Genomic DNA, 14,640 nt, shown 5'->3' on the forward strand with positions numbered 1-14,640 from the left:
GCGACCCAGACGAACGCGGCCCGCACTCGGCAGCAACAGCTCGTGCTCAGGGCTCCGCGGCGGCCTCAGCCTACCGACACCAAGAGGCAGTGCAGGGAGCGCCGTTCGTCCAATGGCCGACCTCCCTCCTGACGATGTCCGCCCTACTCTCACCCGGCCCCGCCCCCACCGACTATGGGCTCGCTCAACGACTGGCGCGCCGTTCAGGCGGTGTCCGCCTCCACGCGCAGGTCGGCCAGGCGCCATCCCAGCATGCCGTCGGTGAGTCGCAGGGCTTTGCGGCCGTGCCGGTGCGTACGGCGTCGTGGGCGAGGACGCAGTAGGCGCCGCGACAGTAGGCGACGACCTCGATGTCGCCGGGCAGTTCGGCGATGCGTCCGGCGAGTTCCCAGGTACTCGGCGCCGACCAGGCCAGCGATCGCGCCTCGATGGTATTCCGTCGCACCGTCTCCTTCGTCGAGCGGGCGCAGAAGGCCGGTCTTCTGCGGACGGACATGCCTGCCCCGTGGCTCGCGTCGACCTTCTGCAGCATCGCCGAGACCGCTTGGGAGCTGACTCTGGAGGGGCACATGGGGGCACGACAGGCGCCCGATTTCATCCAGGGCATCCTGCGGCAGGGCGTCTTGACCTGAGGATCCCGGCCCCCGGCCGCCGGGGCACCACCCCGCGGACACTCTTCTCACGGCGTCTTCCCCACAGGACGAATCCCGACGGGCGTGCCGCGCAGGACGACGTATCCGACCGCGAAGGCGACGATCGCCTCCGCCCACAAGAAGGCCGTGTAGTCCAGCAGACATCCGATGGGGGGCGCGCCGGGCGCTGTGTTGCGGAAGGCTGCCAGCGCGAACAGGGTCGCGGCCATCCAGCCCATGGCCGGCCAGAGCAGCCCCCTGCGCGTCCCTCCGATCACCAGGGCTCCCACAGCGACGGCGAGGGCCAGGGTCCACATGACGAGAAACACCAGGCTGACCATGGCGAACGTGCCGCGACTGCGCAGAAGCGAGACAACGAGACCCGGCTCGGGACCGGCGCTGCCGGTGGCGCGCTGGGTGAACAGCGGGGCCGCCTCGTCCAGCCTCAGCTCGACCGGCACCGGCCGCCCGTCGGCCGTCGCCGAGAAGTAGAGCTCCGCCGTGCAGCGGTCGAAGGGATAGTCGGCGAACTCGCCAGTTCGACCACCAGGTCGTGGGCACCCACAGGCTGCCCGGCGGGGAACGCCAGGGACCGACACGGCACAAGGGAATAGACCGGGCAAGTAACACGCAATACGGGTGTCTTGCCGCCGGGCATCGGAGTGTGAGGTTGCGCCTCGGCTCCGCCCGGCCACGACGTTCGCCGCGAGTTCCGCCCGCTGGGCCGCTCGTACACCCAGGGCCTGGTCCCAGGGAGAGACACATGGCCCCCGGGCAGGCCGAACGGCCCATCGTGATCCTCTGCGGCGGGGCACACACTGGCAGGAGGAACCCTTCGAGGAGGTGAGCCAGTGATGTACTGGCATGACGGCGGAGGCTGGGCATGGATGGCCTTCATGCCGTTGCTGTGGATCCTGCTCATCGGTCTGGTCATATGGGCGGTGGTACGACTCACCCAGCACCCCTCCTCCCGCAGTGGCGCCACCGACCGCGAGAGAGGGCCGGGCGAGACCCCTGAGGAGATCCTCGACCGGCGCTTCGCCTCCGGGGAGATCGACGCCGCCGCGTACTCCGAGGCGCGCAGGAAGCTCGCCGAGCACCGGCCGAGACCCCGATGAGAACCGTGCCTCGTGGTCGGAGAGTGCCGCTGGCGGTGCTGGTCGTCGCGGTGTCGGCGCTGATCACGTCGTTGGTGTGGGTGGTCGGCGCCGACACCTGGCGGCCCGGGCCACGGGCGATGACGGGGGCCGTCTTCCAGGAAGGCCCGGTACGCGACTTCTCCGATGCCGAACAGGCGGCCCAGCGGTTCGCCGACCGCTGGGACCTGCGCGTCGGGGAAGTCATGCGGTTCAGTGACGGCTACTACGCACAGCTTCTCGACGCGCGCGGCAGGGGCGCCACGGAGGTGCTGATCGACCCGGGGAGCGGCACCGTCCACGTGGAGTTCGGCCCGGCGATGACGTGGAACACCGCGTACGGCATGATGGCGCGGCCCGTCGAGACCGGCTCCCGCACGATCGCCTCCGGTCAGGCCGTGCGGATCGCCGACCAATGGCTGGAGCAGTACCGGCCCGGCCTGCGCGCCGCCGAAACGACGGCGTTCCCCGGCTACTACACGCTGCACACCCTGCGCGGCGACCGGATCACGGGCATGCTGTCGGTCAACTCGTCCACGGGACAGGTGTGGTACCACACCTGGCACGGCGAGTTCCTGGGTACGAGTGAGCACCCTCCAGCCTCTCGGACGCCATGAGGTCTGCGCCGCGGCCTCCGGGTTCAGGGCTCGTGCTCGTGGCGGAGTCGGGGACCGACAGCCGCGTCCGCCGCGGACGCGGCGGCATGAGCGGCACGCGCTTGCGGTGCGCGGGACACTGGCTCAGGGAGCATCCTGCCTTCGACTCGTCGGGAGATGAGGCACATGTCCCACCCGCCGGAGAGGAACGGTCCCCGGATCCCGGGGACCGGGGACAAGGGGCGCAGCACGGCGGTACTCGATGTGAGGGGGCTGAACTGGGCCTCTCAGCAGAGCACCGTCGCCGCCGTGCTGGGTCGCCGGCCGGGTGTGCTGGACGTCGAGGTGAACCCGGTCGCCCAAGAGGCCACCGTGGTGTTCGACCCGCGCAGCACGTCGCTGGCCGAGCTGCGCCTCTGGGTGACGGAGTGCGGCTACCACTGTGCCGGGCAGTCGGTGCCCAGGCACATCTGCGACCCCCTGGCCGAGCCGGACCCACCCCTGCCGGCCCGGCCCGCGCCCGCCGGACCTACGGCGCCCGTCGAGCGTCCCCCTCATCCGCCCGCGGCCCCTCCGGGGGTTCACGCGCCCGGGGAGGCGCGACCGCCGCACGAGGCCATGGAGCACGGCAGGCACGCCGGTATGTCGATGTCGGCGATGGTCGCCGACATGCGCAACCGCTTCCTCGTCGCGGTGTTCTTCTCCGTCCCGATCGTGATCTGGTCGCCGATCGGTGAGGACGTACTCGGCCTCCACGCCCCCGTGCCGTTCGGTCTCCGGCAGGACGTGTGGGCGCTGCTCCTGAGCCTGCCGGTGATCTTCTACTCGTGCACGATCTTCTTCACCGGCGCGGTGCGGGCCCTGCGGGCCCGCACCCTCGACATGATGGTGCTGGTCGCCGTCGCCGTCGGCGCCGGCTGGGTGTACTCGCTGGTCGTCACCCTCACCGGGGGCGGTGACGTCTTCTACGAAGCGGCCACCGTCCTGGCTTCGTTCGTCCTGCTCGGACACTGGTTCGAGATGCGTGCCCGGGGCGGGGCCAACGACGCCATCCGCGCGCTCCTGGATCTCGCCCCGCCCAGGGCGCTGGTGCTGCGCGACGGCGAGCCGGTCGAGATCCCGACGGCCGAGGTCGCCGTCGGTGACCTGCTCCTGGTGCGCCCCGGCGCGAAGATCGCCGCCGACGGCGTGGTCGAGGAGGGCGAGAGCGACGTCGACGAGTCGACGGTGACCGGTGAGAGCCTCCCCGTCCACAAGGCACCGGGGGACGAAGTGGTCGGCGCGACCGTCAACGCCAACGGCACGCTGCACGTCAGGACCGTCAGGATCGGCGCGGACACGGCACTGGCCCAGATCGTCAAGCTCGTGCAGGAGGCGCAGAACTCCAAGGCCCCCGGGCAGCGGCTGGCCGACCGGGCCGCCTTCTGGCTGGTCTTCGTCGCGTTGATCGGCGGCGCGCTCACCCTGGCCGTGTGGCTGCTGGCCACCGACCGGCCGTTCAGCTCCGCCATGCTCTTCGCCATCACGGTCGTCGTCATCACCTGCCCCGACGCCCTCGGCCTGGCCACCCCGACGGCGATCATGGTGGGTACGGGTCTGGGCGCCCGGCGCGGAGTGCTGTTCAAGAACGCGGCAGCCCTCGAAGCCTCCGCCTCCGTCCAGACCGTCGTCATGGACAAGACCGGCACCCTCACCAAGGGCGAGCCGGAGGTCACCGACGTCATCACGGCCCCCGGCGCGGACCCGGACGAGGTACTGGGGCTGGTCGCCGCCGTCGAGCGGCAGTCCGAGCACCCCCTGGCTGAGGCGGTCGTCCGTCACGCCGACGGCCGCGGTGTGCCGCGGGCCGAGGCGCGCCACTTCGAGAACGTACCGGGCCAGGGTGCGACCGCCGTGGTCGACGGCCACCGCGTCGCCGTGGGGAACCGGCGCCTGGCGGCACGCGAAGGCGTCGGCCTCGGTCCGCTCGCGGAGAGGCGGGACGAGCTGGCCGCCACCGGCCGCACCGTCGTCATCGCCTCCGTGGACAGCCGGGCGGCGGCGATCATCGGCATCGCCGACGCGGCACGGGACACCTCCGCGACCGCCGTCGCGGAACTCCACGCCCTCGGCGTCGAGGTCGTCATGCTCACCGGCGACAACGAGGCCACCGCCCGGCGCATCGCCGACCAGCTGGGCATCGACACCGTCATCGCCGAGGTGCTCCCGGGCGAGAAGGCCGCGAAGATCGCGGAACTCCAGCGCGGTGGCACCGCGCGCGGGGAAGGCCCGGGCCGCAAGGTCGCCATGGTCGGTGACGGCGTCAACGACGCCCCCGCCCTCGCTCAGGCCGATCTCGGCATCGCCATCGGAGCCGGCACCGACGTCGCCATCGAGACGGCCGACCTCGTCCTCATGCGCTCCGATCCGCTGGACGTACCCCCTGCCCTGCGCATCGGACGGGGCACCCTGCGCAAGATGCGGCAGAACCTCGGCTGGGCCGTCGGCTACAACGCCATCGCCCTCCCCATCGCCGCGGGTGTCTTCGAACCCGCCACCGGGCTCGTCCTGCGACCCGAGATCGCCGCCCTGTCCATGTCGGGCTCCAGCGTCATCGTCGCCCTCAACGCCCTCGCGCTCAAACGCCTGCACCTGCCGCGGCGCGCAGCAGGAGCCCTCTTCGATCCCGCGGCGGAGACCGGAAGGCCGAGCCTGCCCGAAGAACGGTGACGGACGGGGGACAGGCGGCGTGACAGCCGACTCGCACCGTCACGGCAGATGCCCACGTCTCCGTGCCACAACGTGCCAGCAGCAGCGGTGAACAGCGGTCACCAAGAGGTCTGACGGGACAGCCAGAACAAAGCCATCGGCGGGCATTCGCGCAGTTCAGAGGCCATACACAGGCCCACGTGCCGGGTGATTCCCAAGCTTATAGCGCGGGTTCGGTTCCCGTCATCCGCTCCATGACAAAACCCCAGGTCAGCGACCTGGGGCTTCTTCATTGTCTAGACCTCCTCAGGCGCCCTGCACCACCTGTGCACCACCTGCCCTCTTTTCCTGCTCCTCCCGCACCTTCTCAGCGAGGGGAAGGCCATCGGCGACCTGGTCGCCCTGAGGGACTCCAAGCAGCCCCGAGCAGACCCCGCTTGTGCCGGTAGGTCTGAGCCCAGGCCGGGGCCAGGAGAGGGTCCAAGCCCGCTACCACCGCAGCAGCCGAGTCAGCCAAGGACTAGGCTGGGGATTCGTCTCCGAAGACTGCTACAAGCTTGAGCTGCCCTCCCAGCGCCGCCACGCAGGAGGCCAGGGTCTCGGCTTCAGAGCGCCTCACCTCGCCTCTCTCGATGGCTGAGACGCGGCCCTGAGTGGCACCCAAGATCTCCGCGACCTGGTTCTGCGTGATGTGCTGACGCTTCCGCACCTCCGCCAAGCGGTACGCCCGAACCTCGGCAAGCATCTGCTGCGTCCCTGCCTGACAGGTGTCGTGGTCATCGCGGTGATGCCACCCAGGTAGGTCAGAGCGGGCAGTGCGGCGGGGATGTCGTCGGTGGTCACGAAGGGGAGGGCTCGGCGGGATCCCGTGCGCGCACGACCTTCCTCCTCTAGCTGTCGCCGGCGGTGCCGCGGTTTCGGCGGTCGGTCTGCTGGTAGATGTCCGGAAGGCCATCGGCGTCTTCATCGAGAGTCTCGGCCTCCCACAGGCGGCGGTAGATCCCGTTGCGGCGCTTGACCAGCAGCGCGGCCACGGCTGCGGCGATCAGCGAGCCGATCAGGACGGCGGCCTTGATGTGCTCGGCATCGGCCGGGTCGGGGAAGGCGAGCTCGCCGATCAGCAGGGCCACGGTGAAGCCGATCCCGGCCAGCACCGCCACGGCGAGCACGTCCGCCCACGCCAGGTCCGGGTTGAGGCGGGCCCGTGTGAACCGGGCCGCCAGGTAGGTGCCGGCGAAGATTCCCACGGTCTTGCCCACGACCAGGCCGAGGACCACGCCCAGCGGCTCCGGGCGTGTGAACACCTCGCCCAGTGAAGCGGCCGAGATGGCCACCCCGGCGGCGAACAGGGCGAACAGCGGCACGGCCACACCGGCCGAGACCGGCCGCAGGAGGTGCTCGGTCCGCTCCCCGGGCGATGCCTTCTCGCCCTGGTCGCGGGTGGTGCGCAGGATCAGGCCCATCGCCACGCCGGCCACGGTGGCGTGCACCCCGCCGTTGTACATCAGCGCCCAGATCGCCAGCCCGAGGGGCACGTACCACCACCAGCCGCGGACCCGGTAGCGCTGGAGCAGGTAGAAGAGGACCAGCCCGGCCACCGCACCGCCGAGCGCGGCCGGGTTGAGGTCGGCGGTGAAGAAGACGGCGATGACCAGGATCGCGCCCAGGTCGTCGACCACGGCCAGGGTCAGCAGGAAGGCCCTCAGGGCGGAGGGCAGGTGGGTGGAGAGCACCGCGAGGACTGCGAGCGCGAAGGCGATGTCCGTGGCCATCGGCACCGCCCAGCCCTGCGCTCTTCCCCCGCCGAGCCCGGTGGTGGCCAGGTAGAGGGCGGCAGGGACGGCCATGCCGCACAGTGCGGCGACCACCGGCAGGGCCGCGGTGGCCGGGGTGCGCAGCTCGCCCACCACCAGCTCGCGTTTCAGCTCGATCCCGGCGACGAGGAAGAAGACGGCCAGAAGACCGTCGGCGGTCCAGTGCTCCACCGAGAGGTCCAGGCCGAGCGCGGGTATGCCGAAGTGGGCGTCGCGTATCTGCTCGTACGTTCCGCTGATGGGGGTGTTCGCCCACGCGAGCGCCACCACGGCCGCCGCCAGCAGCACCAGCCCGCCGACCGTCTCGGTGCGCAGGGCCCGCGCCACCCGTACACGCTCCGGCCACGGCAGCAGGGCGAGGAAGACGGAACGCTCACGCGGGGCAGCAGGCATACGGGTCCTCCGGGGCATCGGCAAATGGCACACGCGCCCTTGTTCGCTGACCAGGCTTCCCGGCACACACCGCATCTCTTGACGCGTTCTTTACGCACCATCGGTCCCCACCTGCCAGGGCGGACGAGCACCCTCGGGGATGCTGTTCAGCCTCGGCGGCGGGCGGCAGGGTCGCGCTCGGCGATGTGCCGGGCCACCGCGTCGACGCCTGGACGCGCGTACCGCTCCACGGAACGGACGGAAGCGTGCCGGGAGCACGCCGGAAGCATGGCGGTGGAGGGGCCCGTCCTCGGCGTCGTGGGTCGGGGGCCCTGTGGCGGAGCCGGTGCAGGGTCGATACGGGCTCGGCAGGGTCCTCACATCACCGGAGCGGGCGGTGGCGGGCGGAGCGGCGGGTGCGCAGGGCCATGTAGAGGAGGTCTGCCACGAGTACCGCGATGCCGATGAAGAGCAGGAAGAGGAGTCCGTCGGCGACGACGCCGATGAGGCCCAGGATGATCGCGACGATGATCAAGGCGAGGAAGAGTGTCATGGGGGCCGCCTCCCCGGCGGTCGGGGGCTCAGCGTCGGGCGAGTTGCCGTTCGCCGTTCGCACCGGGTTCGTAAGCGAGGCCGTAGTGGCGGAAGACGGCTTCCTCGTCCTCGAAGGGCAGGACACCGTCCGTGCCGATGGAGGGGCTCTGTTTCACCAGTTTCCTGTCGTGGGCGACCCGCACGTACCCCGGCCCCACCGTCGCCCCTTCCAGGGGGACGAACACCAGGCGGTGCCGAGTGGGCAGGCCGACGCGGACCGTCGCCATGGCCGGTTCGTCGGTGCTGGTGTCGACGTAGACGGATTCCAGTTCGCCGATCTTGTGGCCGTCGGGGTCCATCACGACCTGGTTGCGCCACTCGCGGATGTCCGCCGTCTGGATCATGTCTCTCCTCCCTGTTCGGCCGCCGGTGGGGGAAGCGGGGCGACGAGGAGCTCGGTGGCCTGCGTGATGTTGTCGGCGTGGACCGCGCGGGCCATGGCCGTGCGGGCGGCAACGGGCTCCGTGTCCGGCGGAACCACCATCAGTGCGAAGTGGTCCTTGTCGCCTCGGGTGACCAGGACGGTGTCGTCACCGACAGGGAAGGAGTCGAGGTGGACGACCCGGTCGTCGATGATCAGCCGGGTCGGAATCCCGTCCCAGGCGGTGGCGTCCAGGCCGACCCGGGTGATGGGTCCGAGGTGTTCGGCCAGCACGGACACCAGCGCGGGGAGCTCCTGCTCCACGTCGCGGGTGCGCGGCCACCAGGCCCCGTCGAGGACGCCCTGCCGGGAGTGCGTCGTCTCCAGCCGGAGCAGCGCCGTACCGGGCCGTACCGCCTGGTGGATCTCGTCCGGCAGGAGCCTCTGGGGCGTGGACGGGATGTCTGAGTCGGCCATGATTGGATCCGCTCGTCTACGGGTGAGCCGCAGGGGCCCTCGTGGCCTCACCTGGGTGCTGCCGGGCCAACGGCGGGCGACTGTGCCGTCACCTCACGGTAACCCCGTCGCACGCCTGTCCGCCCGTCGCCGCGCACGCGTCCGTACGGACCGGAAGCTTTTCCTCATAAAAGGCCGAAAACGGACCGATCGGACGTACGCTGGAAGTACCGGAAGTACTTCGAGCACCAGCTTCCACGCAGGTGTCATTTCCGGGGAACACGAAAAACCGGGCTGTCGACGGGCAGCCCGGGGGCAGGTCCGCCATGACCACCACCCTCCACAGGACAGCGAACCGCGCCCTCGACCCAGGACTTCCGGTCCGCCTGTCACTCACCCCGAAGACCACGCTCACCGGTCGTCTCGACGGCGCTTGGTGGCCCCGTTCACGCGACCTGGCAGCCGAGCTGCCGGCGCTGGTCGACGCCCTCGAAGGGCGCTGGGGCCGCATCACCCGCGTCCTGGTGAACCCCTCCCACTGGCCGGTCGTCCCGCACAAGGTCGCCGTCATCGGCCACGTGCTGCACTCGGGCTGGTTCACCGAGCAGGACCCGGACAAGATCATTCTGCTGTCCTACACGACCGGCCGCTGCGACCTGCTCGTGATTCCGCCCGAGACCGACCCGGCCTCCGCGGCCCGGCTGATGACCGCCGCCGCCCTCCCCGGCAGCGTCCTCACCGCGGGCGCGCTGATGTCCGGCGAGGCCGCGACCGGCCGCCGCATGCGGGAGGCGCGAAGCAGCGAGAGCGCCTGGGAGAGTGAGGGAGGGGCCGGCCCGGCACCCCAGCCGCAGCCGCAGCCGCAGCCGCAGCCGCGCCCAACGGCGCACCCCGCCGTCGGCGCGCGGATGATTCCGCTGCCGGGACACACCGGGAGGTGAGGGCATGGAAACCGTGATCACCCTCCTGGCAGGCGCTCTCCTGATCGCGCTCGGCACACGCCTGATCCACCGGCTCAACGCCCAGCACGACGCACGCATAGCGGCCCACCGCTTCAGCGACCCCTACCCCTCCCTCAGCCGTCCCCCCGGCCAGGGCAACCCCGGGCCGCCCGAGCACATCGCCCATCGCCGGCCCACGGGCTCCTGGCCCTGACCGCAGACCGCTCCTCCGACCGAAGGCCGCGGGTGGGGCACCCGACAGCAGGGACAACCCACCCGCCGGCCTCTCGCCTTCGTCCCGAACGGAGCACACCGTCTTGCGTCCCACCGAGAACGAGACCCTGCCGGAGGCGGGTCACACCGAGATCCGCATCGTCTCCGCCACCCCCGAGGCCGCCCGCGCGGTCGCCGAGGTGATCCGCCGGTGCTTCGCCGGGGCGGAGCACCGCAGCTACCCCGGGCCGGGCGGCGGCACACGGCTCCACCTCACCGTCGACACCAAGACCGCCGCCGGACCCGCCCGCACCTGGCTCGCCACCAGCAGACAGCCCACCGGCTCCGGACCTCACACCGAGGAACCCTGACCGGTCACGAACGACCGCCACGCACGACGACAGGACCACGCGGCCATGGCGACACTCCACGAGCGGCAGCGGTACCGCCGACAGATCCTCCAGGCCCTCTACACGGCCGCCGAAGGCAACCGCCTGCTCGGTATCACCGGAGCCGCGCTCAACCACGACCTGCGCATCCCGGAGCAGGACCTCGCCGCCGCCTGCTCCTACCTCGCGGGCGAGGGACTGGTCACGGTCGACTGGGAGCCGGGAAACACACCCGCGATGGTCTCGCTCACCCATCAGGGCATCCGCCTCATGGAGGCGGAGGAGGAAAAGGGCGACTGAGCCGGTCCACCTCAGGCCCAGGCGGACTCGAAAGGGCCCGGAGAGGGCGACGCGACGACCCGCGACCGGGCCCCGCACAGCGGAGGCCGAGTGGCGCGACCGGCAGCCGAGATGCATCCTGGAGGCCGCGTCTCTGGTCCGCGCCGCGCCCGCCCCCGGCCGCCGCAGGGCCTCGACACCCGCCCCGTACGGCATGACCCGAACCAGGCCGTCGCCGCTCGGTTGGAGGCAACGGGATGGCCGTCGGACGGTTCGGGAAACCCGATCGCTCGGAGAGCTTCGGAGAGGAACTCCTGGGAACGATCCTGGACCGCGCCGACGAGCTGCCGCCCCACCGGGTCGGACTGGTCGTCGCCGAGACGGTGGCCCGGCTAGGCGGCAGGAACCCGCAGATCCTGCTCCAGGACTACGGGCAGCAGAGGCTCGTTCCGCTGCTCGCCGAAGGGCTGACGGGCGGCGAGCCGCTGTCCATCGACGGCTCGGACGCCGGCAGGTGTTTCCTGACGTCGCTCCCGGTCGAGCTGGCGGTGGAAGACGGAGTACGCGTCCACGTGGCGCTGCTGGACGGCGGCGTCCTGGCCGTCACCCTGGACGCGGTCGACGAGGAGGACCGCCGACTCCTGCGCAGGATCGCGGGGCTGGTCGCCGACCTGCTGCAGACCAAGAACGGCCACACCGATCTCTTCTTCCGCACCCGCCGCGGCGAGCCGATGAGCGTCGCCGCCGAGATCCAATGGGCGCTCCTGCCACCACTGGCGATGACCATGCCGCGCGTCGCCGTCGCCGGAGTCCTGGAGCCCGCCTACGACGTCGCGGGCGACAGCTTCGACTACGCCCTGAACGGCGACACCTTCCACCTCGCCGTGATCGACGCCATGGGCCACGGCCTGGACGCGGCCACCATGGCCACCGTGGCCATCGGCGCGTACCGGCACGCCCGCCGCATCGGCATCGATCTACCAGAGATCTACCTCTTCATGGACCGGGCCGTGGCCGAGCAGTTCGCCCCCGACCACTTCGTCACCGCGCAGATGCTGGAACTGGACACGACCACCGGCCATCTCCAGTGGGTCAACGCCGGACACCCCGCCCCCGTCCTGATCCGCAAGCACCGCGTCATGGGCCGCCTGGACAGCCCCACCACCCTGCCCGTGGGCTTCGGCGGAGCACAGCCGCAGGTCAGCAGTGTGCTGCTCGAGCCGGGGGACCGCGTCCTCTGCTTCACCGACGGCCTGATCGAGGAACACGAGAGCGGCCAGGAGCAGTTCGGCGAGGAACAGCTGCTCGACTGGGTGAACCAGCTGGAGAAGACGGACCGAGGCGTCCGCGCGGTGGCACGGGACCTGTCCCACACGCTCAAGCGAGCACGCGGCGAAGCCACCTCGGACGATGCCACCCTCGTCCTGGTCGAGTGGCGCGGCTGATCCACCGCCGTGCCACAACGTGCCAGTAGGGGCGGTCAGCAGCGGACAACAACGAACCCGGGGAGACAGCGAAGACGCGACGCCAGGCTAACGTTTCCGCAGGTCAGATGCGATTCCACGGCGCAAGCGCCGGGTGATTCCCAAGCTTATAGCGCGGGTTCGATTCCCGTCATCCGCTCCATAGCAAAGCCCCAGGTCAGCGGCCTGGGGCTTGTTTACCGCCTACTGGGTCGCCGCCCGTCGGTGCCTCGGCCGCGCCGGCGACGACGTCAACCAGGTCGCCCGCGCCTTCGTTTCGGCCTCGGGACCGGTCCACGGACGGGCCGAGTCTCGTGGTCGAGGGTGAGGGCATACGGGCCCAGGTGCCGGGCCCATCGGATGGTGTCCTGCAGGCCCCGGTCGAAGTTCCGTGCCGGATGGTGCCCGAGGGGGCGACGGGCCTGGGACAGGTCGGGGCGCCGCGTGATGGTGTCCGGGCCCGGCGACGCTCCGTGCCTGGGGGGCGCGTTCGCGGCGGATGCGCCGGTCGGGGCCGGGAGAGCAGTGCGCCCATCGGCGTCCGCGCCGAGGTCTTCGCCCACAGCAGCGGGCTCGCCGTGACGCTGCAAAGCACGCCGGGTTCGGACCTGATCGAGCGCCGTCCTGTCCGTACCGGCAAGGGCTGCTTCATCGGCGCGGGCAGCGTCGTCCGGGGTGCCGGGACGGTGATGACGGGCCCGGGCCGCCTCTCGGCCGGACGGGTGGTCATGCACACGGCAGAAACGATCACTCCCGTGCCATTGGCATACGCCAGGGGCTCCCGGCGGGACGTTGGTGGCGCACCCGCCGGACAGACCGGCGGGATCGCGAGAACGGAGAGAGTCATGAGCGCACCCACCCTGCCCGCAGGCGTCGTCGTCATCAGCCCGCCTGAGGGCGCACCCTGCCCGCAGATGACCCTGGGGCTGTGGCGGCACTACAACCGCGCAGGCGAGGCATACGGGATCGGCCCCGGTTACAAGGTGGACCTCGGCCTCCTGCCCCTGCCCGGCGGCGACACCATGTCCAAGAACGTGTCGTCATGGTTCAACAACACGGACACCGACGCGAAGCTGATCAGCAAGAAGGGCACGCGCATCCTGAAGGCCGGCGAGAAGCTGGAAGAGCCGGCGGAGCACAACGACACGGTGGAACGGATCGAGTGGCAGGTCTGACCACGACCGGCTGACGCGCGGGGTGAGTGCCGGAGACGGCGCCCACCGTGGCGCTCCTTCGGCCGGCTCCGTGCCACGACGTGCCCGTGGGGGCGGAGAAACAGCGGTCCGCAAGGGGTCGGCGAAGCGGCCAGACCAGAGCCGGAAGTGACCGTTTCCGGAGGTCAGAGGGCGTTCGCGCACCCCGGTACCGGCTGATTCCCAAGCCTCTGGCGCGGGTTCGGTTACCGTCATCCGCTCCACAGCAAAGCCCCAGGTCAGCGACCTGGGGCTTGCTTGTTGTCCTGGCCTTTCGGAGCCAGGGCACTGCGAGCCGGTACGTGAGACGGGCTCCGAGGACGAGGGGCGCGAGGTGGATCTGGAGTTCGCTCACGAGTCCGGCGTCGATGAACTGCCGTACGGTGTCGGCACCGCCGGAGATCTGGACGTCCCTACTCCCTGCGGCCCGGCGTGCTTGGGCCGGCACGCTGTCGATCCCCTCGGTCGCAAAGGTCAAGGGCCTGGCACCCTGCCGCACCTACGGTTCCCGACGCGCGCGGGTGAGGACGAAGAGGAGGCGCGGAAGGGCGGGGGCCCGTCGGCTCTCGATGCCGAAGACCCCTTCGCGGATGCGCATCCCGCCGTACCGGGCGGGTTGTCGGGGCCGGAGTCGGGAGCGGAGATGAAGCCGTCCAGGGGCATGCCCAGACTGGCGAAGACCCTCCTCACACCTGCTCCCCGGCGGTGAAGAAGTCCGCCAGGACGGGGGCGAGGACGGCGGGGGCGATGGTGTGCTCCTGCCCGGGAAAGACCCGAAAAGTGAAGTTGTCTGCCAAGGCGGCGAATTCACGGGCGCCGGTGAGCATGTGCGGTGCACCGGCGTCGCCGCTGCCGACGAGGACGGGAACCGTCACGGACTGCCAGCGGTCGGCAGGCAGAGGACGGCCGGACATGGTGCCGCCCATGACCCGGCCGTCGTAGGGCAGCGTCCGGGCGACGGCCTCCATGCCCGCCCAGAAGGGGGCCTGCCGCATGGCGGCGACGGCCTCGGCGGGCATGCCCACGGCCGCGGTCATGAAGTACGCCACCGCATCGCCGTACGCCCTCTGTTCCACCAGTTCGTCCAGGTGGGCGACGTAGTCGGCGGGCAGCGGCGGACGGCTGTCGTCGGTGACGAAGGGCGGCTCGTACAGGGCCAGCCGGGTCACGGCGCTGCCCCGCGCCGCGGCCTCCAGCGCCAGGACGGCGCCGGAGGACATGCCGAAGAGCATGGCCTCGCCGCCGGCGTGCCCGATCAGGGCGTCCAGGTCCTCGACCTCACGCTGCACGTCGTACGCCGGGCTGTCGCCGCTGTCGCCCCGTCCGCGGCGGTCGTACGTGATCACCGTGAAGCGCTCGGCCAGCAGGGCGGCGAGCTCCGCCGACTCGTGCCGTGTCATGAACGCTCCCCCGACGAGCACCAGCGCGGGGCCGGATCCCCGCTGCTCGAAGGCGATGGCCGTGGCGTCGGCCGAGAAGACCTTGTCCATGTGAAACCCCCCATAGGTGTGCG

18 protein-coding genes are annotated in these 14,640 nt (G+C 71.1%); 10 read left to right on the top strand and 8 right to left on the bottom strand.

All coding sequences use genetic code 11. From position 1 onward, the window contains the following. The first annotated feature begins 350 nt into the window (after window positions 1-350). Complete coding sequence (locus tag MUK52_RS15035; protein WP_284577004.1) at window positions 351-632, top strand: hypothetical protein; 282 nt, start codon at window positions 351-353, stop codon at window positions 630-632. A gap of 47 nt (window positions 633-679) precedes the next feature. Here the strand turns inward: MUK52_RS15035 and MUK52_RS15040 are convergent, their stop codons facing one another. After that, window positions 680-1,498 (bottom strand): DUF8686 domain-containing protein, encoded by an 819-nt coding sequence (locus MUK52_RS15040; RefSeq protein WP_284577006.1) that lies wholly within the window; start codon window positions 1,496-1,498, stop codon window positions 680-682. Between MUK52_RS15040 and MUK52_RS15045 the strand changes: the two genes are divergently transcribed. From MUK52_RS15045 to MUK52_RS15055, 3 genes are all read left to right on the top strand, one after another. After that, the gene (locus tag MUK52_RS15045; RefSeq protein ID WP_284577008.1) at window positions 1,487-1,750 is read left to right on the top strand and encodes an SHOCT domain-containing protein; all 264 of its coding nucleotides are present in this window, start codon (window positions 1,487-1,489) and stop codon (window positions 1,748-1,750) included. The genes MUK52_RS15040 and MUK52_RS15045 overlap by 12 nt on opposite strands. A 23-nt stretch (window positions 1,751-1,773) precedes the next feature. Then, the gene (locus MUK52_RS15050) at window positions 1,774-2,385 is read left to right on the top strand and encodes a hypothetical protein (protein ID WP_284577010.1); all 612 of its coding nucleotides are present in this window, start codon (window positions 1,774-1,776) and stop codon (window positions 2,383-2,385) included. Window positions 2,386-2,673: 288 nt separating this feature from the next. Continuing rightward, window positions 2,674-5,073 carry a heavy metal translocating P-type ATPase gene (locus tag MUK52_RS15055; protein WP_502963572.1) on the top strand — a complete coding sequence of 800 codons (2,400 nt, stop codon included), beginning with the start codon at window positions 2,674-2,676 and terminating at the stop codon, window positions 5,071-5,073. A gap of 499 nt (window positions 5,074-5,572) precedes the next feature. On the opposite strand, the gene MUK52_RS15060 is transcribed toward MUK52_RS15055, so the two are convergent. The 5 genes from MUK52_RS15060 to MUK52_RS15080 form a co-directional block, all read right to left on the bottom strand. Further along, window positions 5,573-6,019: an XRE family transcriptional regulator gene (locus MUK52_RS15060; protein ID WP_350205475.1), complete on the bottom strand. Its 447-nt coding sequence runs from the start codon at window positions 6,017-6,019 to the stop codon at window positions 5,573-5,575. Continuing rightward, complete coding sequence (nhaA, locus tag MUK52_RS15065) at window positions 5,943-7,259, bottom strand: Na+/H+ antiporter NhaA (RefSeq protein ID WP_114053436.1); 1,317 nt, start codon at window positions 7,257-7,259, stop codon at window positions 5,943-5,945. Before nhaA ends, MUK52_RS15060 begins: the two co-directional genes overlap by 77 nt. Window positions 7,260-7,620: 361 nt before the next feature. Then, window positions 7,621-7,791, bottom strand: a complete 171-nt coding sequence (locus MUK52_RS15070) for a hypothetical protein (RefSeq protein ID WP_174250327.1) — start codon at window positions 7,789-7,791, stop codon at window positions 7,621-7,623. A 28-nt stretch (window positions 7,792-7,819) separates the two neighbouring features. Then, on the bottom strand, window positions 7,820-8,176 hold the full coding sequence (locus MUK52_RS15075; protein WP_114053434.1) for a PRC-barrel domain-containing protein: 357 nt from the start codon (window positions 8,174-8,176) through the stop codon (window positions 7,820-7,822). Continuing rightward, window positions 8,173-8,670: a DUF5994 family protein gene (locus tag MUK52_RS15080; protein ID WP_114053433.1), complete on the bottom strand. Its 498-nt coding sequence runs from the start codon at window positions 8,668-8,670 to the stop codon at window positions 8,173-8,175. The genes MUK52_RS15075 and MUK52_RS15080 overlap by 4 nt, the downstream gene beginning before the upstream one ends. A 305-nt stretch (window positions 8,671-8,975) precedes the next feature. On the opposite strand from MUK52_RS15080, the gene MUK52_RS15085 reads away from it, so the two are divergent. From MUK52_RS15085 to MUK52_RS15110, 6 genes are all read left to right on the top strand, one after another. Continuing rightward, window positions 8,976-9,590 carry a DUF5994 family protein gene (locus MUK52_RS15085; RefSeq protein ID WP_284577017.1) on the top strand — a complete coding sequence of 205 codons (615 nt, stop codon included), beginning with the start codon at window positions 8,976-8,978 and terminating at the stop codon, window positions 9,588-9,590. A gap of 4 nt (window positions 9,591-9,594) precedes the next feature. Continuing rightward, a complete protein-coding gene (locus MUK52_RS15090; RefSeq protein WP_114053431.1) occupies window positions 9,595-9,804 on the top strand; it encodes a hypothetical protein in 210 nt (69 codons plus the stop codon). 103 nt (window positions 9,805-9,907) lie between these two features. Continuing rightward, window positions 9,908-10,174 (top strand): hypothetical protein, encoded by a 267-nt coding sequence (locus MUK52_RS15095; protein ID WP_284577021.1) that lies wholly within the window; start codon window positions 9,908-9,910, stop codon window positions 10,172-10,174. Window positions 10,175-10,219: 45 nt separating this feature from the next. After that, entirely contained in the window at window positions 10,220-10,492 is a 273-nt protein-coding gene (locus MUK52_RS15100; protein ID WP_114053429.1) for a hypothetical protein, read from the top strand. Window positions 10,493-10,728: 236 nt separating this feature from the next. Then, window positions 10,729-11,916: a PP2C family protein-serine/threonine phosphatase gene (locus MUK52_RS15105; protein ID WP_114053428.1), complete on the top strand. Its 1,188-nt coding sequence runs from the start codon at window positions 10,729-10,731 to the stop codon at window positions 11,914-11,916. 863 nt (window positions 11,917-12,779) lie between these two features. Then, complete coding sequence (locus MUK52_RS15110; protein WP_284577024.1) at window positions 12,780-13,109, top strand: hypothetical protein; 330 nt, start codon at window positions 12,780-12,782, stop codon at window positions 13,107-13,109. Here the strand turns inward: MUK52_RS15110 and MUK52_RS33170 are convergent. Together MUK52_RS33170 and MUK52_RS15115 are read right to left on the bottom strand one after the other, a co-directional pair. After that, window positions 13,012-13,626: a dihydrofolate reductase family protein gene (locus MUK52_RS33170; protein WP_350205479.1), complete on the bottom strand. Its 615-nt coding sequence runs from the start codon at window positions 13,624-13,626 to the stop codon at window positions 13,012-13,014. The genes MUK52_RS15110 and MUK52_RS33170 overlap by 98 nt on opposite strands. Window positions 13,627-13,813: 187 nt before the next feature. Next, the gene (locus tag MUK52_RS15115; RefSeq protein WP_284577026.1) at window positions 13,814-14,617 is read right to left on the bottom strand and encodes an alpha/beta fold hydrolase; all 804 of its coding nucleotides are present in this window, start codon (window positions 14,615-14,617) and stop codon (window positions 13,814-13,816) included. Window positions 14,618-14,640: the final 23 nt, after the last annotated feature.

The sequence above is a fragment of the Streptomyces sp. 2P-4 genome (genome assembly GCF_030167965.1).
Classification (GTDB): Bacteria; Actinomycetota; Actinomycetes; order Streptomycetales; family Streptomycetaceae; genus Streptomyces; species Streptomyces globosus_A.